Source organism: Plantactinospora sp. WMMC1484, from assembly GCF_049315195.1.
Taxonomy (GTDB): Bacteria; Actinomycetota; Actinomycetes; order Mycobacteriales; family Micromonosporaceae; genus Plantactinospora.
On sequence record NZ_CP186055.1, the window covers coordinates 5,544,466 to 5,568,358 of the forward strand.

General features: G+C 71.0%; 25 protein-coding genes. 13 read left to right on the plus strand and 12 right to left on the minus strand.

Translation table 11 applies throughout. The features are described from left to right. Window positions 1-64: 64 nt before the first annotated feature. Window positions 65-1,255 carry a hypothetical protein gene (locus ACN28C_RS24145; protein WP_422769803.1) on the minus strand — a complete coding sequence of 397 codons (1,191 nt, stop codon included), beginning with the start codon at window positions 1,253-1,255 and terminating at the stop codon, window positions 65-67. A 1,322-nt stretch (window positions 1,256-2,577) separates the two neighbouring features. Between ACN28C_RS24145 and ACN28C_RS24150 the strand changes: the two genes are divergently transcribed. Then, window positions 2,578-3,459 (plus strand): helix-turn-helix domain-containing protein, encoded by an 882-nt coding sequence (locus ACN28C_RS24150; protein ID WP_422769804.1) that lies wholly within the window; start codon window positions 2,578-2,580, stop codon window positions 3,457-3,459. Beyond that, complete coding sequence (locus ACN28C_RS24155; RefSeq protein ID WP_422769805.1) at window positions 3,452-3,655, plus strand: DUF397 domain-containing protein; 204 nt, start codon at window positions 3,452-3,454, stop codon at window positions 3,653-3,655. The genes ACN28C_RS24150 and ACN28C_RS24155 overlap by 8 nt, the downstream gene beginning before the upstream one ends. A 475-nt stretch (window positions 3,656-4,130) precedes the next feature. Here the strand turns inward: ACN28C_RS24155 and ACN28C_RS24160 are convergent, their stop codons facing one another. The 5 genes from ACN28C_RS24160 to ACN28C_RS24180 all read right to left on the minus strand — a co-directional run bounded on the left by ACN28C_RS24160 (window position 4,131) and on the right by ACN28C_RS24180 (window position 8,052). Then, window positions 4,131-4,751 (minus strand): TetR/AcrR family transcriptional regulator, encoded by a 621-nt coding sequence (locus ACN28C_RS24160; RefSeq protein ID WP_422769806.1) that lies wholly within the window; start codon window positions 4,749-4,751, stop codon window positions 4,131-4,133. A 64-nt stretch (window positions 4,752-4,815) separates the two neighbouring features. Continuing rightward, the gene (locus tag ACN28C_RS24165; RefSeq protein ID WP_422769807.1) at window positions 4,816-5,328 is read right to left on the minus strand and encodes a nuclear transport factor 2 family protein; all 513 of its coding nucleotides are present in this window, start codon (window positions 5,326-5,328) and stop codon (window positions 4,816-4,818) included. A 206-nt stretch (window positions 5,329-5,534) separates the two neighbouring features. Beyond that, complete coding sequence (locus ACN28C_RS24170; protein ID WP_422769808.1) at window positions 5,535-5,723, minus strand: hypothetical protein; 189 nt, start codon at window positions 5,721-5,723, stop codon at window positions 5,535-5,537. Window positions 5,724-5,948: 225 nt separating this feature from the next. Further along, complete coding sequence (locus ACN28C_RS24175) at window positions 5,949-6,611, minus strand: response regulator (RefSeq protein WP_422769809.1); 663 nt, start codon at window positions 6,609-6,611, stop codon at window positions 5,949-5,951. 85 nt (window positions 6,612-6,696) lie between these two features. Then, window positions 6,697-8,052 (minus strand): RNA-guided endonuclease InsQ/TnpB family protein, encoded by a 1,356-nt coding sequence (locus tag ACN28C_RS24180; protein ID WP_422769810.1) that lies wholly within the window; start codon window positions 8,050-8,052, stop codon window positions 6,697-6,699. Between ACN28C_RS24180 and tnpA the strand changes: the two genes are divergently transcribed. Beyond that, a complete protein-coding gene (gene tnpA / locus ACN28C_RS24185; protein WP_422769811.1) occupies window positions 7,955-8,371 on the plus strand; it encodes an IS200/IS605 family transposase in 417 nt (138 codons plus the stop codon). The two genes, ACN28C_RS24180 and tnpA, sit on opposite strands and share 98 nt — an antisense overlap. A 221-nt stretch (window positions 8,372-8,592) precedes the next feature. Next, window positions 8,593-8,790: an AAA family ATPase gene (locus ACN28C_RS24190; RefSeq protein ID WP_422769812.1), complete on the plus strand. Its 198-nt coding sequence runs from the start codon at window positions 8,593-8,595 to the stop codon at window positions 8,788-8,790. An 83-nt stretch (window positions 8,791-8,873) separates the two neighbouring features. Here ACN28C_RS24190 and ACN28C_RS24195 read toward each other — a convergent pair whose 3' ends face one another. Both ACN28C_RS24195 and ACN28C_RS24200 read right to left on the minus strand, forming a co-directional pair. Next, a complete protein-coding gene (locus ACN28C_RS24195; RefSeq protein WP_422769813.1) occupies window positions 8,874-9,308 on the minus strand; it encodes a hypothetical protein in 435 nt (144 codons plus the stop codon). Window positions 9,309-9,320: 12 nt separating this feature from the next. After that, window positions 9,321-9,566: a hypothetical protein gene (locus ACN28C_RS24200; RefSeq protein ID WP_422769814.1), complete on the minus strand. Its 246-nt coding sequence runs from the start codon at window positions 9,564-9,566 to the stop codon at window positions 9,321-9,323. Between the two features lie 126 nt (window positions 9,567-9,692). Here ACN28C_RS24200 and ACN28C_RS24205 point away from each other — a divergent pair, with 126 nt between their 5' ends. Then, entirely contained in the window at window positions 9,693-11,990 is a 2,298-nt protein-coding gene (locus tag ACN28C_RS24205) for a helix-turn-helix transcriptional regulator (RefSeq protein ID WP_422769815.1), read from the plus strand. 80 nt (window positions 11,991-12,070) lie between these two features. Here the strand turns inward: ACN28C_RS24205 and ACN28C_RS24210 are convergent, their stop codons facing one another. The 3 genes from ACN28C_RS24210 to ACN28C_RS24220 all read right to left on the minus strand — a co-directional run bounded on the left by ACN28C_RS24210 (window position 12,071) and on the right by ACN28C_RS24220 (window position 14,994). Then, window positions 12,071-13,225 (minus strand): right-handed parallel beta-helix repeat-containing protein, encoded by a 1,155-nt coding sequence (locus tag ACN28C_RS24210; protein WP_422769816.1) that lies wholly within the window; start codon window positions 13,223-13,225, stop codon window positions 12,071-12,073. 105 nt (window positions 13,226-13,330) lie between these two features. Continuing rightward, window positions 13,331-14,143 (minus strand): class I SAM-dependent methyltransferase, encoded by an 813-nt coding sequence (locus tag ACN28C_RS24215; RefSeq protein ID WP_422769817.1) that lies wholly within the window; start codon window positions 14,141-14,143, stop codon window positions 13,331-13,333. 92 nt (window positions 14,144-14,235) lie between these two features. Beyond that, complete coding sequence (locus ACN28C_RS24220; RefSeq protein ID WP_422769818.1) at window positions 14,236-14,994, minus strand: SDR family oxidoreductase; 759 nt, start codon at window positions 14,992-14,994, stop codon at window positions 14,236-14,238. Window positions 14,995-15,096: 102 nt separating this feature from the next. On the opposite strand from ACN28C_RS24220, the gene ACN28C_RS24225 reads away from it, so the two are divergent. The 3 genes from ACN28C_RS24225 (at window position 15,097) to ACN28C_RS24235 (ending at window position 17,610) form a co-directional block, all read left to right on the plus strand. After that, complete coding sequence (locus tag ACN28C_RS24225) at window positions 15,097-15,942, plus strand: helix-turn-helix transcriptional regulator (protein ID WP_422769819.1); 846 nt, start codon at window positions 15,097-15,099, stop codon at window positions 15,940-15,942. Between the two features lie 65 nt (window positions 15,943-16,007). After that, window positions 16,008-17,093, plus strand: a complete 1,086-nt coding sequence (locus tag ACN28C_RS24230) for a helix-turn-helix transcriptional regulator (RefSeq protein WP_422769820.1) — start codon at window positions 16,008-16,010, stop codon at window positions 17,091-17,093. Window positions 17,094-17,169: 76 nt separating this feature from the next. Beyond that, window positions 17,170-17,610, plus strand: a complete 441-nt coding sequence (locus tag ACN28C_RS24235) for a hypothetical protein (RefSeq protein ID WP_422769821.1) — start codon at window positions 17,170-17,172, stop codon at window positions 17,608-17,610. A 20-nt stretch (window positions 17,611-17,630) separates the two neighbouring features. Here ACN28C_RS24235 and ACN28C_RS24240 read toward each other — a convergent pair whose 3' ends face one another. Next, complete coding sequence (locus tag ACN28C_RS24240) at window positions 17,631-18,422, minus strand: DUF2470 domain-containing protein (protein ID WP_422769822.1); 792 nt, start codon at window positions 18,420-18,422, stop codon at window positions 17,631-17,633. Between the two features lie 46 nt (window positions 18,423-18,468). Between ACN28C_RS24240 and rpsD the strand changes: the two genes are divergently transcribed. The 5 genes from rpsD to ACN28C_RS24265 all read left to right on the plus strand — a co-directional run bounded on the left by rpsD (window position 18,469) and on the right by ACN28C_RS24265 (window position 23,854). Further along, window positions 18,469-19,077, plus strand: coding sequence for a 30S ribosomal protein S4 (gene rpsD / locus ACN28C_RS24245; protein ID WP_422769823.1), 609 nt, complete (start codon window positions 18,469-18,471; stop codon window positions 19,075-19,077). Between the two features lie 134 nt (window positions 19,078-19,211). After that, window positions 19,212-19,793, plus strand: coding sequence for a copper chaperone PCu(A)C (locus ACN28C_RS24250; protein WP_422769824.1), 582 nt, complete (start codon window positions 19,212-19,214; stop codon window positions 19,791-19,793). Further along, window positions 19,790-21,034, plus strand: coding sequence for a Dyp-type peroxidase (locus tag ACN28C_RS24255; RefSeq protein WP_422769825.1), 1,245 nt, complete (start codon window positions 19,790-19,792; stop codon window positions 21,032-21,034). The genes ACN28C_RS24250 and ACN28C_RS24255 overlap by 4 nt, the downstream gene beginning before the upstream one ends. 139 nt (window positions 21,035-21,173) lie before the next feature. Further along, window positions 21,174-21,767: a copper resistance CopC family protein gene (locus ACN28C_RS24260; RefSeq protein WP_422769826.1), complete on the plus strand. Its 594-nt coding sequence runs from the start codon at window positions 21,174-21,176 to the stop codon at window positions 21,765-21,767. Next, a complete protein-coding gene (locus ACN28C_RS24265; RefSeq protein ID WP_422769827.1) occupies window positions 21,764-23,854 on the plus strand; it encodes a cytochrome c oxidase assembly protein in 2,091 nt (696 codons plus the stop codon). Before ACN28C_RS24260 ends, ACN28C_RS24265 begins: the two co-directional genes overlap by 4 nt. Window positions 23,855-23,893: the final 39 nt, after the last annotated feature.

Genomic DNA, 23,893 nt, shown 5'->3' on the forward strand with positions numbered 1-23,893 from the left:
CACGACGATCGCTCGCTTGTCGAGGAGACGATCGCTCGCTTGTCGAGGGCGGGTCGCGCCGCGTTCACTCCCTGGACCGGGAGCCGGGCGGAGCGAAGCGGACGGTGCCCCATTGCCCGGGATGGTCCGCGCCGAGCCGGCGAAGCATCGGTTCCGGGTCGGCGATCGGCTCCGCCATCCCGGAGCACGGCACCGGGATCAGTCGGGCCGGTTCGTCCGGTACCGCCTCGGCGAGCACACTCGGCAGGTAGTCGAGGGCATAGGCGATCGCCCCGGCCAGGGTCGGCCGGCCCGGGAAGTCGACCTCCGTCCCCGCTGCCGCCCGCATCGGATCGGCGACGGTGACCTCGACCCGCCAGGAGAGGCAGCGGCTCTGGCCTGCCTCGTCCGGCCGGGACCACGCGTGCGACGGGTCGTCGCGTACCGAGTCGTCACGTACCGAGTCGTCACGTACCGAGTCGTCACGTACCGAGTCGTCACGTACCGAGTCGTCACGTACCGAGTCGTCACGTACCGAGTCGTCACGTACCGAGTCGTCACGTACCGAGTCGTCACGTACCGAGTCGTCACGTACCGAGTCGTCACGTACCGAGACCTCGACTGCCAGGCCGAGGCCGTGTGCGAGCCGGACCAGCTCCGGCAGCGACGGCGCCTCGGCTGGGACGGCCAGCACGATCAGCCGACCGCCGGGTCTGCCCCGGCCGGCCTCGGCGAGATACCGGGTCAACGGCTCGACCCCGTCCACCTGGCCGGAGACGTACCCGTCGCGCAGTTCGGGGTCGACCGGCCAGCCGCCGTCGGCCTCGGTGAGCTCCTCCGGCCGTACGCCGAACGTGGCGGCATGGCCGGCCAGCCGGAACCGCTCGGGTAGCCGGACCACCGGGACGCCGTCGCCATCGAACCCGACCGGCGACGCGGGCGCGGCGTCCCCGGCCCGCCAGGTCAGGTGGGCGACCCGGCCCGCCAGGTCGGTGAGGGTGACGACGAGTGCCTGATAGCTCCGGCGGCTTCCCCGGCAGGTGCGGCAGCTCGACACCCTGGTGCTCAGCCCGGTGCCGCCGCATCCGGCACAGCCCGGGTCGGTGGTGGGACCGGCCAGGGCGCAGGGGCAGAGCCGCTGGCTCTCGGCCGGATCGCAGTCCGGGCACGGGGTGGACGGGATCGCGTCGCCCAGCCAGGCCGGGTCCGGTGGCTCCCAGCCACGCCGCAGCAGCTCCGTGCGGTAGTGCACGAGCTGTCCGGTCTCCCGCTCCACCAGCCGGGTCCGTGTGCCCGGCGATCCGCAGGCTGCTGTGCCACCAGTGGCCGTCCCGCCAGATGGCGCAGGCACCGGGCAGCGGCTCCCCGGTGCGCAGATCGGTGCAGTCGGCGACGACCCGGCGTTCGATCTGGGCCAGGTCGCGGACCGGCCGCGCCCGATCCGGCCCCGCCTCGGCCGTCGGGACGAGATGGCGGGCGGGCGCAGCCAGGCCGCGCGCGGCAAGCCCCGAGATCGCGTACGGCACGGTGACGGCGCCGAGCGCGTCGGCCGGGCGGGTGGCGGTACCGCGCAGCTTCCCCGGCACCGCCGCCCCGGGCAGGTCGAACCGGACGTCCCAGAGCAGGTCGTCGTGGCGCAGCCGACGCGCCTCCAGGACCAGGTCGAGACAGAGCAGGTCGGCGAGGGCGCAGAGCTGGTCGAGTCGGCGCTGCGGCGTGAGTGGCGGCGGGGCGACGCTGCGACCGAGGAACACCTGCCAGCTTTCGCCGGGGTGGCCGGCGATGGCGCGGCTCTCCAGCGCCAACCGCTGCTCGTCGGACAGCTCGGGGCACCACTCATCCGGCAGCCGCACCGCCGTGGCCCGGCCGGCGGTCCGGAACAGGTCGTCCAGGTCGCCGCGCCGACGGCTTCGGCCAGCTCGTCGACCAGGGGTGACAGCGGCAGTTGCCAGCCGCCGTCGGATGTCGGTCGGGGCGTGAGCGCGCCCGGGACGACGCTCGCCGAGGAGATCTCACCGGTGTCCAGGTTGGCCACCGTCAGCACGAGCTGCGCCCGCCACTCCCCCCGCTGGCCGCACCGCTGGCACGGGCGGCCGACGCGACCGAGTCCCCGACAGACCCGGCAGTCCCGGTACGGCCGTCGGGGCACCGGCTCGTCGGTGACCAGGCGCCGGTCGCCGTACTCGAGGCAGGTGCAGGCGGCGAGGGTGAGGCCCAGGCCGTCGCAGCTCGGGCAGGTGGTGACCGCGGCACGGCCGTCGGTCCTCGACCGGGTCATCGTCGTACGCCCCGAGCCCGCCGGTCGTCGGCACGCCGATGATGATCGGCGCGGTGGCGGCGGGCGGAGTGAAAGTGGCAGACAATTGCGCGCACGGCAGCAGCATCCTTTCGCCGATGATTTGTCGATCGGCCCGACGGCCCGACGCGAAACCGTTTGGACGGTCGCCTTTCGCAGGCCATCTTGTAGCCTGTACCGGCGGGCTGGCAACCAATTCTCGCGAGAAACAGGCGCCAGTCATTGACTTATTTGTGGGAAACAGATAGACGTTTCAGCGGAGGCGGCAGGATGTTGCAAAATCGACCGTGGGGAGTGATCAGATGACCGAGGACATGGGTTCGACCGTGCCCCGCCGCCAACTCGGGCGCACCCTCAAGCAACTGCGCGCCGAGGCCGGTGTGACCCTGGACGCGACCGCCGGCGCCCTGGAGTGCAGCCGGCAGAAGATCTGGCGGATCGAGAGTGGACTCGCGGTCGTCCGCGCGGTGGACGTCAGGGCGATGTGCGGGCTCTACGACGTCCGGACGGATCTGGTCACCGCCCTGGTCGGACTGGCCAGCCAGACCAGGGCCAAGGGGTGGTGGCACGCGTACGGCGACGCGATCCCCGAATGGTTCGAACTCTACGTCGGCCTCGAATCCGCCGCCTCCCGCCTCCGCTTCTTCTACGACGCGATGGTGCCGGGAATGTTCCAGACCAGAGACTACGCGCTGGCGGTCTATCAACACCGGGTGACGATGAGTGAGGAGGAGCGAGACCGGCTCGTTGAGGTCCGATTGCAGCGACAATCTCTGCTGAACCGCCGCCTGCCAGCTCCTCCCAGGGCGGAGCTGATCATCCACGAGGCCGCCCTGCTGCGGATCGTCGGCAGTCGCGAGACGATGGCCGGTCAACTTCGCCATCTACTGAAGATCGCTGCTCGGCCCAACGTCTCTGTCCGCGTGTTGCCGCTGGCCGTCGGGCTGCACTACGGCGCCGTCGCCGGCACGTTCGTGATGCTGAACTTCCCGCCGGGAAATCGAAACACCCCGGAGCCGCCAGTTGTCTATTGCGAGTCACTGACCGGTGCCCTCTACCTGGATCGGCCAAGCGAGTTGGCCGCCTACGAGACCGTCTGGAGCGGGCTGACCACTCTTGCTCTGGATGAGGGACAATCGATGCACATGATCGAAAAGACTGCTGCGGAGGTCCATCATGGCTAACCTGACCGACGCCACGTGGCGCAAGAGCACGCGCAGCGGCGACAACGGAGGCGAGTGCGTCGAGGTCGCCGACAACCTGGTCGGCATCGTCGCCGTACGCGACAGCAAAGATCCCGCCGGACCGGTCCTGGCCTTCCCCCCGTACGCCTGGTCTGCCTTCCTCGCAGGAGTCAAGAGCTCGTCTTCCACCCTCTGAGGCCCGGCCCGGGATGCTCCCGCCGCCGGCCGAATCTCCGGGCCGCCACCGGGAGGTCCGGCGGAGGAGCCGCGTCGGCGCATCTCTATCTGCCTCGCGTCTGGATGACGGCAGGCTGCGTCCGGCCATATTCGCGTTTCGGGTCTTATCCCGTCTGGTGGCGTCGATGCTGGTCGACGAGGCTCTGGGTGCCCAGCACGATGGCGAGGGCGAGGCGTTCGGCGCCCTCGGTGCCCGGCTGCGGTAACGGCGGAGCGAGCGCACCAGGATCGGGACAGTCGATAGCGGTGGGAGGCAAGCGAGCGATGGCCATGCCGGCCAGGAGCTCGACGATTGTGGTTGGCGCATGTCCTGGTGCGCGGTGACCGGCCGGCACTGTTGACTGCCTTACGTCCGCTGTGCTGCTTGTGTCGGGCGTGGTGGCTCTCATGCTCGCATGATGCCTTCGTCGTGGGCTGCTCCGGCTTTGCGGGCGTCAGCCTGGCTGTTCCGGGCGGCGGGCCAGCGACGCGAGGACTATCTCCTTGGCTGCGCGAACCGTGGTCGCGAAGTCTGCCGGGTCCCGGCCGATGCGTTCGGCGCCGGCGCGCATGACCCCGGAGAGCAGCTCCACTGCGAGATCCACATCGCCGATGTCGCGGAACTCTGCGCTCGCGATGCCGTCGCGGACGACGTTCTCCACCTCGACCACGACTGCGCGGAACGGACTATGCGGCCCTTTGGGCACCTCGCCGGTCGACAGGCCGGAGGCCGGCCGAAACATCAGCTGCATGACCTGGTTCGTGAACGCCTCCAGGACCGCGTCGATGATTTCCTGCATCCGCTCCGCGGCCGGATCCTGGGACCGCGCGGCGATCGCGGCCACCCGCTCGACCGCGGGCCGGCCCACCAGCTGGGTCAGCGCGCGGACAAGCGCGCTCTTGTCCGGGGCGTAGTTGTACAGCGTGTTCCGCGCGAGCCCCGCCCGGGCCGCGATGTGGCCCATGTTGATCGAGTCGTAGTCGCGCTCGAGCAACAGCTGCCGCATCGCCTCGGCAAGGTCGGCCCACACCATCTCGTGGTGCTCCTCGATACTGGCTCCCCGGATCCGCGGCATCTGCTCGTCCTCCTCTCATCGCAGCCTGCCCCCTCGCCGCCCGGTCTGCCCTCGACTTTCGCCGCTAGCGCGCCTGCAGTTCGGCCAGGGCAAGGCTCGAAAGATGCGGATTCTCCTGGTGCGCCGACGTGAGCTTCACCCGGTTGAGACGCCAGCCGTCCGCAGTACGGACCGCCTCGTTGTCGTAGAAGCCGACCACCAGCCAGAAGTTGGGGCCGCCGCCGGCTAGTTCGCCCGGCACCCAGTGCTCTGCGCGGACGTGCGCGTGGATCGTCGCGGTGTCGCCGTCGATGTTGACGACGTGGCCGGTGATGGCGTGGTGGGTTGCCACGTAGGGCGCGAAGGCGGCGCGGAGGTTCTCGACGTAATCGCCGAGCGGCACGGTCATAGGCGCGATGTCGGCGACAGACCCGAAGTCGATCGTGAGCGGGTCGGTGAGGACCAGGCCGGGTAGCTCGGTGAACTCCTTCAGGTCCGCGATATCGGCATATCGGCCCAGCAGTTCGATGAGATCGGCGCGGTCAGCAAGCGCATTCATTGAGTAACTCCCCTGTCCGTTCCACTGCAGTGCCGTCATTATGCGACAATCCGTCGTAAACATTACGACAGGTTGTCGCATAAAGCAAGCTCCTCGAGGCCGCGCTCAGGCTGCGCCGGTGTTCGAGGGCGTCTGACCCGACGGAGGTCGGCCGGCATGTGGCGTTCTCAGGCGATCACCTGGCCCCGCTCGTCCACAACCTGGCCCTGTCCAGCCGTGCCGGGCAGGGCCAGGTTATGCCCCGCTCAGCCGTCGGCCGCCGATCTCGCGGCGCGATCGGCTTGCGTCCAATCGTCGTTGAGGGTCTCCTGCCGGCGTGGGTGGTAGTACGGCTCCCCACCGTCGATGATGCGTTCAAGCACGGCCAGTGCCTTGCCGCGCTGCCGCAGCCGTTCGATAGTGAGCAGCCTGGCGGCGATGTCGTACGCGGTCACCGGGTGACCCTAGTTCGCGGCAGGTAGCGGCTCGATGACACTCCCTGTGTCAACCTCAGGCAGCGAGCAGTTCGTTTTGTCTGGGTTGGCTGAGGCGTACGGCGTTGCCGTGCCGGCAGGGTCGTAGGGGTTCCGGTCGCTCCAGCAGCGCCAGATGACGCGGATCCAGGCCCGGGCGAGTGCGGGCGGGGCCAGAAGGCTTCCGGTGTCAGAAGGCTTCCGGTGTCAGCCGGTGAGGCCGGCGTCGTGGGCGAGTAGGGCGACCTGGGTACGGTTGTTGAGATCAAGTTTGCTGAGTATGCGGGAAATGTGGGCTTTCACGGTGGCCACGCTCATGAACAGCTCGCCCGCGATCTCGGCGTTGGACCTGCCCCGCCCGACGGCGATGGCGACCTCGCGTTCGCGTTCGCTGAGCTGATCCAGCGCGGTGGTGGCGTGCCGTTGCCGGGCGGCGGCGCCGGTGTCGCTGAGGTGGGCGATGAGCTGTCGGGTCACGGTCGGCGACAGGATGGGCTCGCCGGCTGCGACCCGCGTGATCGCGCGCAGGATCTCGGCGGGTGGGGTGTGTTTGAGCAGGAAGCCGCTGGCCCCGGCGCGTAGCGCGCGCAAGACGTGCTCGTCGGCGTCGAAGGTGGTCAGGATGATGACCTCGGGTGGGTCGGGTCGGGCGCGCAGCTGTTCGGTGGCGGCGAGGCCGTCGAGGGTGGGCATGCGGATGTCCATCAGCACCACGTCCGGGGTGTAGGCGTCGACAGCGGCGGCTACTTCGCTTCCGTCGCCGGCCTCGCCCACCACGGTCAGGTCGGGTGAGCCGCCGATGACCATCGCCAGGCCGGCCCGCACGAGCGGGTCGTCGTCGACGACGAGGACCCGCACCGCTGCGTTCACGTTGGGCTCCTTCCGCTGCCCAGCCGGGCCACCGACCGACCCTGGCCGCGATCAGAGGGTAGGCCACGTTGACATCCTCTCCGCCCTAAAGGAAGGAGATTCCCTCCACGCTGCGTGTGGAACACGCGGCGTCCGGGTGGGTTACCGCTTCTCTGCGCGCTGCCGGGACGAGTCCCGGTCTTACGTGCGCTCCACGGTCGTTGAAGTCCGCCTGTCCGGCGGCCTTGACGTTCTTGGCGGCGTTGACGTCCCGGTCGTGGTGACTGCCGCATGGGCAGTTCCACGCTCGGATGTTGAGCGCCATCTTGTCGTTGATCCGGCCGCAGTCGGAGCACATGCGTGTGGACGGGAAGAACCGGTCCACCCGGCCGAAGGTGCGCCCGTACCGGGCGGCCTTGTACTCCAACATGCTGGTGAAGCTGGCCCAGCCCGCGTCGTGCACGGACTTCGCGAGCCGGGTCCGGCCGAGACCGGTGACGCACAGGTCCTCGACGTACACCGCTTGGTTTTCGCGGATCAACGTCGTGGACAGTTTGTGCTGCCAGTCGCGCCGGGTGTCGGCCACGCGGGCGTGCGCTCTGGCGACCTTCACGACGGCCTTCTTGCGGCGATTGCTGCCCCTGGTCTTGCGGGACAGGTCCTGCTGCAACCGCTTGAGTTTGCGGGCAGCGCGGCGCAGGAACTTGGGTGCTGTGATCTTCGTGCCGTCGGACATGACCGCGAAGTGGGTCAGTCCGAGGTCGATACCGACCTCGGACTCCACCGGCGGCGGCCTCTCGGCCTGGTCGATGGTCACGACGAACGAGGCGAAGTGCCGCCCGGCCGCGTCCCGAATGATCGCCACGGACGACGGGTCCGACGGCAGGGTCCTCGACCAGCGGACGTCCAGGTCGCCGATCTTCGGTAGCCGCAGTCGGCCGTTGTCCAGGACCCTGAACCGGGAGTTCTTGGTGAAGCGGATGGCCTGCCGGTTGTCCTTGCGGGACCGGAAGCGGGGCGGAGCGAACTTGCGCCCCTTGCGCTTGCCCGTGATCGAGGCGAAGAAGTTGCGGTACGCCGTGTTCAGGTCCGCGAGGGCCTGCTGCAACACCACCGACGACACCTCGCCCAGCCACGCCCGCTCCGGGGTCGTCTTGGCCTTGGTGATGACCCGCTTCGAAAGTTCGGCGTCCGAGACGTACGGCAAGCCCTGCTCGCGGGCCTGCTGGCGCAGCCTGAGTCCGTCGTTGAACACTACCCGCGCGCACCCGAACGCCCTGGCCAGCTCGATCTGCTGGCCGGGCGTCGGGTAGACGCGAAACTGGTAACGGAGCTGCACGAGAAGCACTGTATCATGTTGGTTTATGGCTGAACTTGCAGGCATCCGTACTGGTAGACACTGTGTTTTCGCGATGCATGTCCACTTGGTTTTCGTGACGAAGTTCCGGCACAAGGTGTTCACCGATCGGCACCTCACCCGCATGGAGGCGATCATGCGGGACGTGTGTGCCGACTTCGAGGCCGAACTGCTCGAGTTCAACGGCGAAAACAACCACGTGCACCTTTTGGTGAACTTCCCGCCCAAGATGGCCGTGGCCCGGCTGGTCAACTCCCTCAAGGGCGTGTCGTCGCGCCGACTCCGGCAGGAGTTTCCCGACCTGGTCCGGCACTACTACCGGGCCAACAAACTCTGGTCGGGCTCGTACTTCGCGGGCTCCGTCGGTGGGGCACCACTGAGCGTCGTGAAGCAGTACATCGAGCAGCAGAACCGTCCCGGCTAAGGCACTGCTCGGGCCTGACAGCCCTCCCAGCGCGGGCCTTCACCCCCAGCCTGAAGGCCGGAGCACTGGCCCGCATTCCGGTAGCGTCTCGGCAGGCAGCACGCCGATCGAGCCCAGCTCTCGGCCTTCTTGTGGCCGGCCGAATTGCACTCCCACCTCTGCGCGCCGGACGGCCCGGAAGCGGGCGGTTGCCTCCTGCGTGTCACGTCATCGGAGGGACCATGCCTGCGTACATCCTCACCGGCACTCCCGGATCCGGCAAGACGGCCATCCTGCGCCAGCTTGAGGTTGACGGCCACACCGTCGTCGAGGAGGCCGCGACGGACGTCATCGCGCACCGGCATGCGCTCGGCCAGATGGACGTTCGTCCGGCGAGCCCGCTCACAGCGGCATCGCGCGCGCTTGTGGCGTGCCGATGACGACCGAGCGCGTGTCTTGGCATCCGGATCTGATGCGCGACCAACAACATCCGCCTCGCCGTCGGCTCGCCGTCCGGCGCACGTCAGCGCCAGCGGTCGCCTCGGCGGAGCAGGTAGTGCGAGTAGACGTGTCGCCATGGAATGACGGCCAGGATGACGACGACCCAGAGGATTTCCGCTGTCGTGCTGCGGGTGTCCGGGTCCATGTCATGGTCGAGCCACCGCGGCAGTGCGACGACGGCGAGCCAGGTCAGCTTCCAGGCCACCTCGAAGAGGAGGATCGGCAGGAGTTGCACCGGGTACCGGAGCCCGAGCAGGGCGAGGACCGACATCGCGACCAGGATGCAGACGACCACGCTGTCCATCAGCGGCCATGGATCGTCGTGCGCGATGAGCTGCGGCCATTTGTACACCACCAGGCCGCCGCCGAGGATCAGGTAGCCGAGCCGCAGCGCGTACAGGCGCCACAGGGGCAGCTCGGTGCGGAGTGAGGTGTCTGGTTCCGTTGTGGTGTTCATCGTCTGTCTCCGTCAGGTCGTAGGGATGTCGGGTGGTGGTGGTGAGGATTCGGTGACCGTGGGCGTCGCCCGCAGGGTGAGGACCTCGTGACCGCGTATCGCCTCGATGAAGGGCTGGAAGCTGCCCGCGACGAGGCAGCGCACGCTCTGACCCTCCCGCTCGACCGCGCTGACGCCGGACGCCCGCTCGATCCGCACCACCGGTGGTGCGCCGACGAAGCTGATCTCGACCCGATGGACCGGAAGCTGGGCTGCCATGCCGGCCACCGTAGGCGCGGTGCCGGGCGGGGCCATCCGTGGCAGCACCGAGCCGGTACTGAAGCCGGTACTGGATCGGTCCCGGCGGATCGTCCGGGTGGCGGCCGCCCGTAGTACCGTCGGGCCGTGGCCAAGCCCGCCCAGCGACCTGGCAACCTGCCTGCCGAGGCGGCGAGCTTCGTGGGCCGCCGGTCCGAGCTGGCCGAGGCCAGGACGAAGCTCGCCGCCGCGCGCCTGGTCAGCCTGGTCGGCCCGGGCGGTGTGGGCAAGACCCGGCTGGCGCTCCGCGTCGCCGTCGCGGGCAGGCGCGCCTTCACCGACGGCGCGTGGCTGGTGGAACTCGCCGACGTGCACGACCCGGCACTGGTCGGCAACGCGGTGATGGCCGCACTCGACCTGCGGGACCAGGCCGCGACCGAGCCGGCGACCCTGCTGCGGTCCTACCTACGCGACCGCGAGCTCCTGCTGGTGCTCGACAACTGCGAGCACCTGCTCGACGCGACCGCGCGGCTGGTCGACGACGTGTTGCGAGCCGCATCCGGGGTCCGCGTGCTGGCGACCAGCCGGGAGCCGCTGTCTGTGGCGGGCGAGCATGTGCTCCCCGTACCGCCGCTGGAGTTGCCACCGCCCCGCACCGAGCCACTCGCCGAAACCAGCCGGAACGACGCGGTCCGGCTCTTCGTCGAACGAGCCGTGGCGGCGTCGGGCAGCTTCCAGCTGACCGAGGCGAACCGGGCGGTCGTGGTCGACGTGTGCCGCCGGCTGGACGGGTTGCCGCTGGCGATCGAGCTGGCCGCGGTCCGGACCCGGGCACTGAGCGTGGACCAGATCCGCGACCGGCTGAGCGACCGGTTCGATCTGCTCACCGGCGGCAGCCGGGCCGCGCTGCCGCGCCACCAGACGCTGCGTACGGCGATCGAGTGGAGCTACGACCTTCTGGCGCCGGCCGAGCGGACGATGTTGACCCGGCTCTCCGCCTTCGCCGGCCGGTACACCCTCGACGATGTCGAAGCCGTCTGCTGCTCCGACGACCTGCCGCCGGCCCGGGCGCTGGACCTGCTGTCGTCGTTGCTCGACAAGTCGTTGCTGGGCCGGGAGGACGTGGCCGGCGTCACCTGCTACCGGCTGCCCGAGACGATGCGTGAGTACGCCCGGCTCAAGCTGCACGAATCCGGCGATGCGGAGACCGTGCAGCTACGCTGCGCCGACTACTACCTGTCCCGGTGCCTACAGTTCGCCGCGACCGGCCGCTACCAGTTGGTGCCGTCGTTGGCGTGGCTGGACCTGGAGATCGACAACATTCGGGGCGTCCTGCGGGCGTGCATCGCGCGCGGCGACCGCCCGCGGGCGGTCGGAATGGCAACGGCACTCATCTGGTACTGGGTCACCCGCGCCACCACCGAAGGCGTGCGCTGGCTCGACGAACTCCTGGCCGGGCCCGTCGCCAGTCCGTGGACCTACTTCGCGCGCGGCTTCCTGGCCGTACTGCAGAACGATCCCGAGGCGGCCACCCACGCCCTCGATCGTGGGGTGGGCCTGGCCCGCGCGGTCGGACCGCCGGAGGCCCTGGCGCAGACGCTGGCCATGGCCTCGATCGCGGCGGCCATGAGTGACGACCGGGCCTCCGCGCAACGACTGCTCGACGAGGCCAGCGCCGTCGCCGGAGGGCTGAACGACCTGGGCGCCACACTCATGACCCACCAGGCGCAGGCGCTCAACGGCCTCGCCGACGGCAACCTCGACGCGGCCGCGCGGGCGGCGGCCGAGGGCGCCCGGGTCAGCCGCGAGGCGGGCGACCTCTACAGCCTCGGCATGATGTTGATGAACCAGGGCTATGCCGCGCTGCGATCGGGAGCCCTGCACGATGCCGACGGGTGGCTCACCGAGGGCCTGCGGATCGCGTACCAGATCGACGACCGCGTGGCGCAGTGCTACCTCGTCGGCGCGCTCGGCTGCGGCGCGGCGGCCGACCGGCAGCCGCGGCTGGCGGCAGAGCTCCTCGGCGCGATGGAGCAGCTCCGGACCGAGATCGGCGCCACTGTCCACCCGAGCATGGCCACACCGCTGGCCCGGGCCACCCGGACCGCCACCGCCGCGCTCGGTGCCGCGAGGTTCGCCGCGGCCCACGACGCCGGCCGGCACCTGGGTCGCGACGCCGCCGTACGGCTCGCCCTGCGCGAGCTCGCCGCGGCCGAACCGGCCCCCGGACCGGGCCCCGGTGTCGAACCGGGTCCGGGCATCCTCAGCCAGCGTGAAACCGATGTCGCGCGGCTCGTCACCGACGGTCTGAGCAACCGGGAGATCGGGGCGCGGCTGTTCATCTCCGAGCGCACGGTGGAAAGTCACGTCCGCAACATCCTGACCAAGCTGGGCTTCACCTCACGAACCCAGGTCGCCGGCTGGATGGCGGCGCGGGACCGGTGATCCGAGCCCCGGCCACGACGAGCGACCGGTCGAGGACGATGGTTACATGCCGCTGTCGGAGCACGCGGCCGACACCACGGTCAGTAGGTGTTGTTCGCCGTGATCAGGCGAACCTCGCCGGCCGGCAGGGCGGGGCACACCGGGGCGCCCTTGTAGGTCGCGCCGGCCGGCGTGATCACCCAGACCGGCAGGTTGGCACCACTGCCGATCAGGTAGGTGCCGAGGTCGTTGCCGGCAAACCGGTTGTGGTACGACGAGCACTCCTCCGCCGCTTCGTTCACCTCCTCGCGGTAGTGGACCATCGACGGCGAGGACCGCACGAATCCGTTGGCACCGAACGCGTTCTGCTCGAAGCTGTTGAAGTTGCTGCCGTCGCGCACCTTGACCGGTTCGCTGCTCACGCCGGTCACCTGGTTGTTCAGGAACCGGTTGCGCGAACTCTTGTGCGTCACGTAGATGGCGTGAATGTAGCTGTTCTCGGAGTTGCGGAGATCCACGAAGTGGTTGTTCTCGATGCGGTTGTCCGACGACTCGGTGAGCACGATCCCACCGTAGCCGCACCGCTGGAAGTCGGGGTTGTCGCAGGAGCCGCCGGTGTAGGCGTTCCCGATCTTCGTGAACCGCATCCCGAAGACGGTGTTGCCGTCGAGCCCTCGGGCCGAGGGCAGGCCCGGTGCCGAGGACCGCTGGTAGCCGCCGCCGCACGAGCCCGCCGAGCCGTCCAGCGAGAGGGCCGCGCTGGCGTAGTACTCGACCCGCAGGTAGTAGAACCGCAGCCCGGACGTGCCGCCTCCGGCGAGCGGCTGGCCGGGGTTGCCGGGACAGGCGTGGATCCACGCTCCGGTGATGTATCGTCCCGACCCGCTGGCGCGCCTGTTCTGGAACACCGGCAGCGCCGCGATCCCGCCGATGCCCTCGCCGTACTCGTAGTCGTCCGGCATGAACGTGATCGTGTGGCCGGGCCGGTAGGTCTGCCAGACGATGCCCTGGGCCACGTACGTGCCGGCGTGGATGCGTACCTCGACGTCCATGTCGAGCGGGCCGGCCGCGACGAGTTGCTGCACCCGGACGAGGCTGCGGACCGCGGTGCCGGGCGTCGCACCGTCGCGCGTGTCGTCGCCGGCCGCGTTCATGTAGATCGTCTGGACGCCCTCGGCGGCGGCGGGCGGGGCGACCACCACGACCGCCGACAGCCCGATCAGCACTGCCGCGAGTAACGGCCTGAGACTCCTCATCGGACATTCCTCCCCCCGTGACAGACGGCGTCGATCGTCTGGCCGACGACAGACGTCGATCTTCGTCGCGCTGTCATGATGCCACACGCGCCGGCACCTCGCGGCTCACCCGGTGCGCTGTCCGAGTCGGAGGACGCTCAGGTAGCGGCGCGGTGCCCGGTCACCCATCCGGGTACGGACGCGTTCGGCGACGGCGTCGAGCAGCGGCTCGCGGACGGCGCGATCGAGTCTCCGGTAGAGCGACGTCGAGCGGAGCAGATCGGCAAAGCCCTTCCCGTCGAACCACTGGACGGTGGGATACCAGCGCACGACCGGCGGACCGAAGAAGTCGCCCGGGTCGTCCACCGATCCCCAGCCCCTGCCCGTGGCCGGCACCTCGGACTCCAACGGCGGATGGCACCAGCCGGGATTTCCGGGTGAGAAGCGTTGGTGCAGATCGGCGGTCTCGGCGTACACCTCGGGTTCTCCCGGCCGGCGGACGACGACGTGGCCGAGCAGCGCCGTCCAGCCGCCGGGTCTGATGATCTCGTACGCCCGCCGCCAGCCGATCGACGGGTCCACCCAGTGCCAGGCCGACGCGGCCACGAGAAGGTCGAAGCGTCTGCCGCGGTCGGCCCAGTCCTCGAAGCTCGACGTCTCGACCGTCACGTTCGGCCGGTCGGCGAGTCGTCGGCGAGCGAGTGCGGCCAGCTCCGCGCCCGGTTCGACGGCGGTCACCGCGCACCCGAGCGCCGCCAGCGAGCGGGTGGCCTGGCCGGTGCCGCAGCCCACCTCGAGCACCGACGACGTCTCGGCCACGCCGGTGACGGCGACGAGGTCCGCGAAGAGTTCGTCGGGATATCCCGGCCGGACCCGGTCGTAGAGCTCCGGCACCTCGTTGAAGACCCGACCCAGCTCACGAGGGTCCGGAGCTCGCATCACACCGTCCAGGTCCGGTAGCGCGGCCAGTGAAGCGACGACGTCCGCGGCAACTCTCGTCGCTGGTTGCCGACGATGATGGCACAGGGTGCTCAGCGGGTGTGCGGGTCGGGGGCGTTGAGCGCGGCGACGACCTGCTCGTAGTCGCCGCGCGCCTCGCCGAACCTGAGGAATTTCACGCGTTCGACGAGGATCTCGTGTGCCTCGGGGTCGGCCTCCAGGAGCGCCATGACCTCGTCGGCGAACTCTTCCAGCGGCATGGCGGTGTCCGACTCCTCCTGGCCCGGAAGGAGCGCCGTGCGGACCGACGGCGGGACCAGTTCGATCACCCGGACGCTGGTCTCCGCCAGTTGCAGCCGCAGCGTCTCGCTGAGCATGTGGATCGCGGCCTTGGTGGCGTTGTAGGAGGGGGTGATGCGCAGCGGGGCGTGTGCCAGGCCGGACGAGACCGTGACGATCGTGGCGGCGGGCCGCGTCTGCAGGTGTTCGGTGAGCGCGGCGACCAGCCGGATCGGACCGAGCAGGTTGGTGGTGACGACCTCCTCCGCGTCGGCCAGGAAGCTCGCCGTGCGCCAGTCCTCGGCGCGCATGATGCCGGCCATGGCGACGAGCACGTTCAGGTCGGGATAGCGGTCCAGGACGTTCCGCACGGCGGAGGTGACCGACCGCGCGTCGGCGGTGTCGATCTGGACCGTGCCGAGTCCGTGTTCGGCGGCCAGCTTCTCCAGCAGTTCGGTGCGCCGTCCGCCGACGACGACGGTGTTGCCCCGATCCTGTAGCCGCAGGGCGAGGGCGAGGCCGATCCCGGAGGTGGCACCGGGGACAAAGATCGTGTTTCCGGTGATGTTCATGCCTTCACGGTCTCCGCCCGGCGGCGGGGGCGGCAGAGACCTGTGGATCGGAGGACCGGCGATCCCTGGCTGAGCCGGTGTCGGAGACACATCATGGGACGCATGGACCGTGCCGCTCTTGCCGACTTCCTGCGCCGTCGCCGGGAGGGGCTGCGCCCCTCCGACGTCGGTCTGGTGCCCGGGGCGCGCCGGCGGACCCCCGGGCTGCGACGCGAGGAGGTGGCGGCACTGACCGGGATGTCGGTGGACTACTACGTACGCCTGGAGCAGCAACGCGGCCCGCAGCCGTCGGAGCAGATGCTCGCGGCGCTCGCCCGGACCCTGCGGCTCAGCACCGACGAACGCGACCACCTCTACCTGCTTGCGGGGCACAACGTGCCGCGGCGCACCCCGCAGGACGCGCACGTGGCGCCGGCACTCCTACGCGTACTGGACCGCCTGGCGGACAGCCCGGCGCTGATCCTCTCCTCGCTCGGGGAGGTACTGGTTGCCAACCGGTTGGCAACGGTGATCTTCGGCGACCACTCGCGGCTCACGGGTTGGGCACGCAGCAACGTGTATCGCTGGTTCACCGACCCGGCGACGCGCAGTGTCTACCCGCCGGAGGATCATGAACGGCAGGCGCGGAGCCTGGTCGCCACGCTGCGCGCGGCGTACGGCGCCTCCGGCCCGCGATCACGAGCCGGCGAGCTGCTGGCGATGCTCCTCGCCGAGTCGGACGAGTTCCGCACCGTGTGGGAGCGGCACGAGGTAACACGCCGCTTCGAGGACCGCAAGACACTGGTACATCCCGAGGTGGGGCACATCGACGTCGACTGCCAGGCGCTGTTCACCGAGGACCAGTCGCAGGCCCTGCTGGTTCTCACCCCCGCGCCCGGAAGCGAGGCCGAGAACAAGATCCGCCTGTTGGCGGTCCTGGGCCACGCGGACTTCCCGGCCAGCCGGTGAACGCGATCGTGCCGGCGGGGGCATAGCGGCCGTTTTCTGACCTCAATCTGGGGCAGACTCCCGGCATGGCGAACACCAGCTCGCGTACCCTCCGGCTGCTCTCCCTGTTGCAGACCCACCGCTACTGGCCCGGCACCGAACTCGCCGACCGGCTCGGCGTCTCGGTGCGTACCCTCCGCCGCGATGTCGACCGGCTGCGCGAGCTGGGCTATCCGGTCGAGGCGCACCGTGGCGTGGACGGCGGCTACCAACTCGCCCCGGGCGCCGCGCTGCCGCCGCTGGTGGTCGACGACGAGGAGGCGGTCGCGCTCGCGGTCGGGTTGCAGGCTGCCGCGTACGGCGCGGTCGCCGGCATCCAGGAGTCGTCGATCCGGGCGTTCACCAAGGTCGTACAGGTGATGCCGGCGCGGCTACGGCGCCGGGTCGACGCGCTGCGCGCGATGACCGTGCCGGCGTTCTGGGGCGACGGCACCGGGCCGACGGTGGCGGCGGCGATCCTGACCACGGTTGCCCAGGTCTGCCGGGACACCGAACGGCTGCGCTTCGACTACACCGCCCGGGACGGGCAGCGGACGCAGCGGCACATCGAGCCGCATCGGCTGGTCTCCCTCGGTCGGCGGTGGTATCTGGTCGGCTACGACCTGTCCCGGCACGACTGGCGCAGCTTCCGGCTGGACCGCCTCGCCGACCCGCGCGGCACCGGTGCCCGGTTCCATCCCCGGCGCCTGCCCGCCGAGGACGCCGCCGCCTTCGTCCGGAGCCGCATCCAGAACCTGCCGGCACCGTACCGGGTGGAGGTGCTGGTGCAGGCGCCGCTCGCCGCCGTCGAGGAGCGGCTGGCCCGGTGGGCGACGGTCGAGCACGTCGACGAGCACCGCTGCCGGTGCGTCATGACGACCGACGCCCTGGACTGGCCGGCAATGGCGCTCGGCATGCTCGGCGCCGAGTTCGAGGTGGTCTCCCCGCCCGAACTCGTGGCGCACCTCCGGGACTGGGCCGACCGGTTCCACCGTGCCACCGCCACCGCCGAGGGCACCGGAGCCGACGCCGGAGCCGACGCCGGAGCCGACGCCGGGGCGGATGCCGGCGCCGACGGCCGGGCGGGCAAGGAGGCGGATACCGGAGCGGGTACTGACGCGGGCGACTGCTGAGGCAAGCCTTTTCCCGGCCAGGTCCTTCGCACCACCTGTGCGACGGCGGCGCCGGGCGGATCGATAGGGTTCGGTGATGCGAGGCTTCCGGGAAGATGACGGCTCGGCCGACCTCGACGACGTCACGCGCCGGCTGCGGGCGATCCGGGACGACCCGGAGAAGTCGACGACGTTGCGGGAACTGGCGCAGTACCAGCTCGAACGGATCGCCGCGCTGCGCGCGGCGCGGCAGGGTGCGGGTAACGGGACACCCGCGGTCATGGTGGACCGGCTCGGCCCGTTCCGGTTCTCGGCGATCCCGGCGACCGGGATCGCCGGGATCGAGATCGACCGGGGCAGCGCCCTCGCCCCGCTGGTGGTGGTCGTGGACGCCGAGGAGGTCCGCCGGTTGATGCCGCTCTTCCAGCACGTCCGGGAGCAGATCGCGAACGGCGGGCCGATCCGGGTCGACATCCGGGAGGCGTTCCTCGAACTACTCGGCCACGACCCGTTCGGCGGCCAGCTCGACGAGCGCTGACCGAAGCGGGGCGCAGGAGGTCAGCGGGCCGGGCGGTCCCGGTCGGCGTGGGAGGCCGCCGGGCCGGGGCACCCGGCAAGCAGGGCCCCGACCGCCTCCGTCAACCGGTCCGGATTCTCCACCGGCGCCGGGAAGTCGAGGCGGACGTCCGAGTCGTGGTCGGAATGCTCCACGCGGAGCGCGATGCCGAACCGGTCCAGTGCCAGCGGCCGGATCCGGCGCGCTCCGGCCCGCCGGTGCGGCGTGATCAACATGGCGAGCCGCTCGACCGTCTCCGGGTGGTGGTCGGCGAGGTGGCAGAGCAGGTCGGCCTCGCTCTGGGCCAGTGGATCGGGGCGGGCCGCGGCGAACGCCTCCGGAGCGATCGACGTGATCGATCCGGAGGTGCGGAGCTCGGCGGTGGCCAGTTCGAACACGGCCGTGAGTTCGGTGCTCTCGTCCCCGGCGTCGCGCTCACCCTCGCCCCCGTGCTGGCTCCCGTCCCTCCCGTTGGGCGGCGCCGCGGTCAGCCAGCCGCCGAGCGTGGCCCGGGCCCGGACCCGGTCGCGGATCGGTACGGGTGCCAGGTCTGTCACCTCGACAATCGTGACCACCTCACCGGCGTGGCGCAGGTGCCGGGCCATGCAGCTCACCGCCGGAAGTTCGACGACGAGCCGCCCGTACGCGACGTGGTGCCGGCCGACGAGATCCGCCTGGTGTCCGGGCGTCTGCAGGCTCAGCGACCGGGCCGCGACGAGCAGGGAACGCAGGCGTTCGGCCGGCGTGGCGGCCTGACTGGCGGGCCGACCGGCGGCGGGCTGGTTGCCTCTCATGTACGCCTCCATTTAGGTTAGCCTCACCTTACATGAGAGGTGACGGATGAATCAGGCACGTCCCAAGGTCCGGCGGTCCCGGGCCCTCGGCATCCCGCTCACGCCCAAGTGCGTGCGCTACTTCGAGCGGCGCCCCTTCCCGCCCGGCCAGCACGGCCGTAGCCGGCGGACGCAGAGCGACTACAAGGTCCGGCTGCTGGAGAAGCAGCGGCTCAAGGCCCAGTACGACCTGCGCGAGGGACAGCTGCGGCGCGCGTTCGACAGGGCGGTACGCCGGCCGGGCAAGACCGGCGAGGAGCTGCTGACGGATCTGGAGACCCGGCTCGACGCGATCGTGCTGCGGGCCGGCTTCGCCCGCACCATCTACCAGGCCCGGCAGACCGTCGTGCACCGGCACGTCACCGTCAACGGCCGCCGCCTCGACCGACCCTCCGCCCGACTGAGCCCCGGCGACGTCGTCGCGATCGCCGAGCGCAGCCGGGGCAGGACACCGTTCCTGCTCGCCGCCGCCGGAGCACACGCACCGCAGCGCCCGGCGCCGTACCTCGACGTCAACCTGGCCAACCTGACCGCCCGGTTGGAGCGGCTGCCGGTCCGCGCCGAGATCCCCGTCGTCTGTGACGAGCAACTGATCGTCGAGTACTACTCCCGCTGACCGTCCTCGGCACATCCCCGGTCTGCCGGGTCGCGATGGGGACGCCGTCACCGCGGTCCCGAACGGCGTGGAACCGTCCGGCCGTGCACGACGACCAGTAGTAGAGACGGAGCCACACGACGAAGGACACGCACATGCTGAATTCGGCAACCTCCGGCGCGCGACGCCGGGGAGCCACGCTGGCCCTTGCCCTGATGGCGGCGCTCGCCGTCGCGGGCTGCGGCGGGACCGGCGAGACCCCGGAGGCCGCGCCGAGCCCCTCGGCGACCGCCGACCCGAATCCGTTCACGGTGCGCGACCCGTGGGTGAAGGCGGCCGACAAGGGCATGACCGCCGCGTTCGGCACCCTGGTCAACAACACCGCCGCCGACGTCACCATCACCGGCGTCAGCACCTCCGTCTCACCGATGGAGATACACGAGATGGCCATGAAGGACGGCAAGATGGTGATGCAGCCCAAGACCGGTGGGCTCACCGTCAAGGCCGGCGGCAGCCACGTGCTGGAGCCCGGCGGCGACCACCTGATGTTGATGGAGCTGAGCAAGCCGGTCCGGGCCGGCGACGAGCTCGCCTTCACGCTCACCTTTGCCGACGGGAAGACCGCCGAGTTCACCGCGGTCGCCAAGCCGTTCACCGGCGCCGAGGAGAGCTACGACCCGAGTTCGGGCATGCCGATGACTCCCGGCCAGGAGATGACCATGAGCCCGGCACCATGACCGAACGCTCCGAGACCCGCGCGGTGAGCAGGCGGCGCCTGCTCACCGGCGGCGCCCTGACGGTCGGCGGCGCCGTCGCCGGGGCCGCCGGCGGCATAGCCGCGACCGCCGCCGGACGGCAACCGGACTCACCGGCCGCCCCCGTTGCGACCGCCAGCACCGCCACCGGCACGGACGTGGAGGCGTTCCACGGCCGCCACCAGGCCGGAATCGCCACCGAGCCGCAGGCGCACGCCGCGTTCGTCGCCCTCACACTGCACGAGGGGGTGGACCGCGCCGCCCTCGGCCGGCTCATGCGACTGCTGACCGACGACGCGGTCCGGCTGACCCAGGGCCGGGCACCCCTGGCCGACACCGAGCCCGAACTCGCCGTGCTGCCCGCCCGACTCACCACCACCTTCGGGTTCGGCCCCGGGTTCTACGCGGCGGCCGGCCGGGACGACCGGCGTCCGCCGTCCGTCGTCGAGCTACCGAAGTTCGAGATCGACAAACTGCAACCGGCCTGGTCCGGAGGCGACCTGCTGATCCAGATCTGCGCCGACGACCCGCTCACCGTCACGCACGCCCAACGAATGCTGATCAAGGACTCCCGGCCCTTCGCCTCCGTCCGATGGGTACAACGCGGATTCCGGCGCAGCCGCGGGGCGCAGGCCGCCGGGCACACCCAACGCAACGTCATGGGCCAGCTCGACGGCACCGCCAACCCCCTGCCCGGAACGGCCGCCTTCGCGCAGTCCGTCTGGATCAACGACGGCCCGGACTGGCTACGCGACGGCAGCACCCTGGTACTCCGGCGAATCCGGGCCGAGCTGGAGACCTGGGACAAGCTCGGCCGCACCGACAAGGAACTCGCCGTCGGCCGCCGCCTCGACACCGGTGCGCCGTTGAGTGGGAAGCACGAGCACGACGAGCCCGACTTCTCGGCGCTCAACGAGGCCGGGCTCCCGGTCATGCCGGACTTCGCGCACGTGACCCGGGCCCGGGTCAGCGACGACCAGCTCAAGATCCTGCGCCGCCCATACAACTACGACCGGGCGCCCGACGCCGCCGGACAGGCCGACAGCGGACTGATCTTCGCCGCCTACCAGGCCGACATCGCGCGGCAGTACCTGCCGATTCAACGCCGACTCGCCGAACGCGACCTGCTCAACGACTGGATCACCCCGATCGGCTCCGCCGTCTTCGCCATCCCACCCGGCTGCCAGCCAGGGGGTTGGATCGGTGAGCGGCTACTGGCGTGACCGGCGTGATCCGTAGCACCCTCCCCCGTCTTCGGACCGGCTGTGGGCGGCCCGGACACGGGGAAACGGGAACCATCCGGCGATGCCACGCGACGCTTACCAGCGGGGATGGCAAACACGCACCAGGAAAGGGCAGGCCGTGACCGGTCGACGCATCGCGAGGACGGTGGTACTGGCGGCGCTGGGCATCGCAGCCGTGGCGGGTGGGCTGCTGGTCGCCCGCCCGGCGACGGCGCACGCCCAGCTGCTGAGCAGTGCCCCCCGGGCCGACTCGACGGTCACCGCCCAGCTCGCCGAGATCACCCTCACCTTCAACGAGTTGGTCCGGGGCGACTTCAGCACCGTCGTGGTGACCGGCCCGGACGGGACCCGGCACGACGCCGGGGAGCCCCGAGCGGCAGACAAACAGGTCCACCTGCCCGTCTCCCCACTGCGCTCCGGTGACTACCGCGTCGCGTACCGGGTGGTCTCCGCCGACGGCCATCCCGTGCAGGGACAGTTCCGGTTCACCGTCGCGCTGCCCGCGGCCGAGGAACCCACGACCGTGCCGGAGACCGCCAGCACGTCGCCGTCCGACGCCGACCCCGCGGAGTCGCCCTCCGTCGCGGTGGCGGACGAGGACGCCGGATCCGGAACCGGGCTGTGGTGGATCGCCGCGGCCGGGCTCGGCGCCGCGTTCGTCGCGGCCGGGTTGGTCGTGGTACGCCGACAGCGCCGGACCCCGGCCCGGTGAGCGCGGCGCGCCAGCCGACTCCGACCCGTCCTGCCCCGCCGGCTAACCGCCGACCGGAGCGGCTCCGACGGCTGCCCGCCGGCAGGACGCTGGTCGTCCTCGCCGTGCTGGCCGGGCTCGGCGTGCTGCTGCTCGCGCTCCTCGTCGGAAACGGGCTGAACGCCACCACGATCAGCGGCCTGCCCGACCCGGGACCACTGACCGTGTACGGTCTGCCCCTGGTCCGCCTCCTGCTCGACGTGCTGGCCACCCTCACCGTCGGGCTGGCGGTGACGGCGGCGTTCCTGCTGCCCGGCGACGGGCCCAGCGTCTCGGCGCCGGGTTACCTGCTGCTGCGCCGGGTCACCGGGCTGGCGGCCGGCTGGGCGGCAACCGCCCTGGTCCTGATCGTGTTGACCGTCTCGGACCTGCTCGGCGCCCCGCCGTCAGGACTCGGCGTCGCCGCCGTGGTCAGCTTCGCCACCTCGATCTCCCAGGGGCAGTCGCTGCTGCTCCAGGCCGGACTGGCCGCGGCGGTGGCGGTGCTCTCCTGGGTCGGGGTGTCCCGGACGGCCGCGGCGGCCACCGCCGGGCTGGCCATGGTCGCGGTGCTGCCTCCGGCGTTCACCGGGCACGCCGCCGGGGCCGGCAACCACCAGATCGCGGTGACCAGCCTGGCGCTGCACGTGCTCGCCGCCACCGTCTGGGTCGGTGGACTGGCCGCGCTGCTGATGTTGCGCCGTTCGGCCATGCTCGCCGAGGCCGCCGCCCGGTACAGCCGGCTGGCGCTGGCCTGCTGTCTCGGGGTGGCGGTCAGCGGAGTGGCCAACGCCTGGGTGCGGCTGTGCGGGTGGGACCAGCTCTGGCAGTCCCGCTACGGCTGGCTGGTCCTCGGCAAGGCCGGCGCGCTGCTGCTGCTCGGCGGACTCGGTGCCGCGCACCGCCGCCGTACGCTGCCCGCGCTGCGCGCCGGCCGGCCCGGTGTCTTCGCCCGGCTCGCCGCCGGCGAGTTGGTGCTCTTCGCCGGCACCGTCGGCCTGGCGGTGGCGCTGTCACGCAGCCCCACCCCGGTCCCGACCGATCCGGTCGAGGCGGACCCGCTGGTCGAGCTGCTCGGTTTCACCCCACCGGCCCCGCCCACCCCGGCCCGGCTCTTCGGCGACCCGCTGCCGGACATGTTCTTCCTCACCGTCTGCCTGCTCGGGGTGGCCGGCTACCTCACCGGCGTGTGGCGGCTGCGCCGCGCCGGTCACCGCTGGCCGCCGTCCCGCACGGCGAGTTGGCTGGCCGGGATGGTCCTGCTCGCCGCGATCACCGACCTCGGCATCGCCCGGTACGCCTACGTGCTGTTCAGCGCGCACATGATCCAGCACATGGTGCTCTCGATGGCGGTGCCGATCCTGCTCGTGGGCGGCGCCCCGGTCACCCTCGCGCTGCGCGCGCTACGCCGACCCACCGACCCGCAGGTGCACGGCGCCCGGGAGTGGCTCCTGCTGCTGATCCACAGCCGTCCGCTCCGGCTGCTGACCCATCCGCTGGTCGCCCTCGGCGTCTACACGGTCAGCCTGTACGGGTTGTACTTCAGCGACCTGCTCGGCACCCTGATGCGCTACCACCTCGGCCACCTGGCGATGCTCACCCACTTCGTGGTCGCCGGTTACCTGCTCTTCTGGGTGCTCATCGGCGTCGATCCCGGCCGGCCGCGACCGGCACCGCCACTCCTGGTGATCATCCACTTCGCGGCCATGATGGCGCACGGCTTCTTCGGCCTGATCCTGCTCCAGTCCACCACCGTCATCGCCCCCGACTGGTACACCGCCGTCCATCCCGACTGGGCGTCGTCCCTTCTGGACGACCAGCGTCTCGGCGCCGGCATCGCCTGGGCATTCGGCGAGATTCCCGCCGCCGTCGTGATGATGGTCCTGCTCCGCCAGTGGATCCGCGCCGACCAGCGCGAACAGGCCCGGCTCGACCGTGCCGCCGACCGGGCCGACGCCACCGGAGAGGAGGACGACCTCGCCCGCTACAACGCGTTCCTGCGCGCTGCGGCCCAGGACGACGCCGCTTCCCCGGCCCGCCGGACCGGGGAAGCGGCGTCACCGACGTGAGCGGGATCGCGCCCTACCCCGCCACGTCGGCGAGCAGCT

What these genes read in the sequence shown, in the direction of transcription:
- ACN28C_RS24150 (WP_422769804.1), top strand. Translation starts at nt 2,578, where the DNA reads ATGACCGAGGACATGGGTTCGACCGTGCCCCGCCGCCAACTCGGGCGC.
- ACN28C_RS24250 (WP_422769824.1), top strand. Translation starts at nt 19,212, where the DNA reads ATGCTGAATTCGGCAACCTCCGGCGCGCGACGCCGGGGAGCCACGCTG.
- ACN28C_RS24155 (WP_422769805.1), top strand. Translation starts at nt 3,452, where the DNA reads ATGGCTAACCTGACCGACGCCACGTGGCGCAAGAGCACGCGCAGCGGC.
- ACN28C_RS24200 (WP_422769814.1), bottom strand. Translation starts at nt 9,566, where the DNA reads ATGGCAGCCCAGCTTCCGGTCCATCGGGTCGAGATCAGCTTCGTCGGC.
- ACN28C_RS24240 (WP_422769822.1), bottom strand. Translation starts at nt 18,422, where the DNA reads ATGAGAGGCAACCAGCCCGCCGCCGGTCGGCCCGCCAGTCAGGCCGCC.
- ACN28C_RS24230 (WP_422769820.1), top strand. Translation starts at nt 16,008, where the DNA reads ATGGCGAACACCAGCTCGCGTACCCTCCGGCTGCTCTCCCTGTTGCAG.
- ACN28C_RS24215 (WP_422769817.1), bottom strand. Translation starts at nt 14,143, where the DNA reads ATGCGAGCTCCGGACCCTCGTGAGCTGGGTCGGGTCTTCAACGAGGTG.
- ACN28C_RS24220 (WP_422769818.1), bottom strand. Translation starts at nt 14,994, where the DNA reads ATGAACATCACCGGAAACACGATCTTTGTCCCCGGTGCCACCTCCGGG.
- ACN28C_RS24235 (WP_422769821.1), top strand. Translation starts at nt 17,170, where the DNA reads ATGCGAGGCTTCCGGGAAGATGACGGCTCGGCCGACCTCGACGACGTC.
- ACN28C_RS24190 (WP_422769812.1), top strand. Translation starts at nt 8,593, where the DNA reads ATGCCTGCGTACATCCTCACCGGCACTCCCGGATCCGGCAAGACGGCC.
- ACN28C_RS24255 (WP_422769825.1), top strand. Translation starts at nt 19,790, where the DNA reads ATGACCGAACGCTCCGAGACCCGCGCGGTGAGCAGGCGGCGCCTGCTC.
- tnpA (WP_422769811.1), top strand. Translation starts at nt 7,955, where the DNA reads ATGGCTGAACTTGCAGGCATCCGTACTGGTAGACACTGTGTTTTCGCG.
- ACN28C_RS24225 (WP_422769819.1), top strand. Translation starts at nt 15,097, where the DNA reads ATGGACCGTGCCGCTCTTGCCGACTTCCTGCGCCGTCGCCGGGAGGGG.
- ACN28C_RS24195 (WP_422769813.1), bottom strand. Translation starts at nt 9,308, where the DNA reads ATGAACACCACAACGGAACCAGACACCTCACTCCGCACCGAGCTGCCC.
- ACN28C_RS24165 (WP_422769807.1), bottom strand. Translation starts at nt 5,328, where the DNA reads ATGACGGCACTGCAGTGGAACGGACAGGGGAGTTACTCAATGAATGCG.
- ACN28C_RS24160 (WP_422769806.1), bottom strand. Translation starts at nt 4,751, where the DNA reads ATGCCGCGGATCCGGGGAGCCAGTATCGAGGAGCACCACGAGATGGTG.
- ACN28C_RS24210 (WP_422769816.1), bottom strand. Translation starts at nt 13,225, where the DNA reads ATGAGGAGTCTCAGGCCGTTACTCGCGGCAGTGCTGATCGGGCTGTCG.
- rpsD (WP_422769823.1), top strand. Translation starts at nt 18,469, where the DNA reads ATGAATCAGGCACGTCCCAAGGTCCGGCGGTCCCGGGCCCTCGGCATC.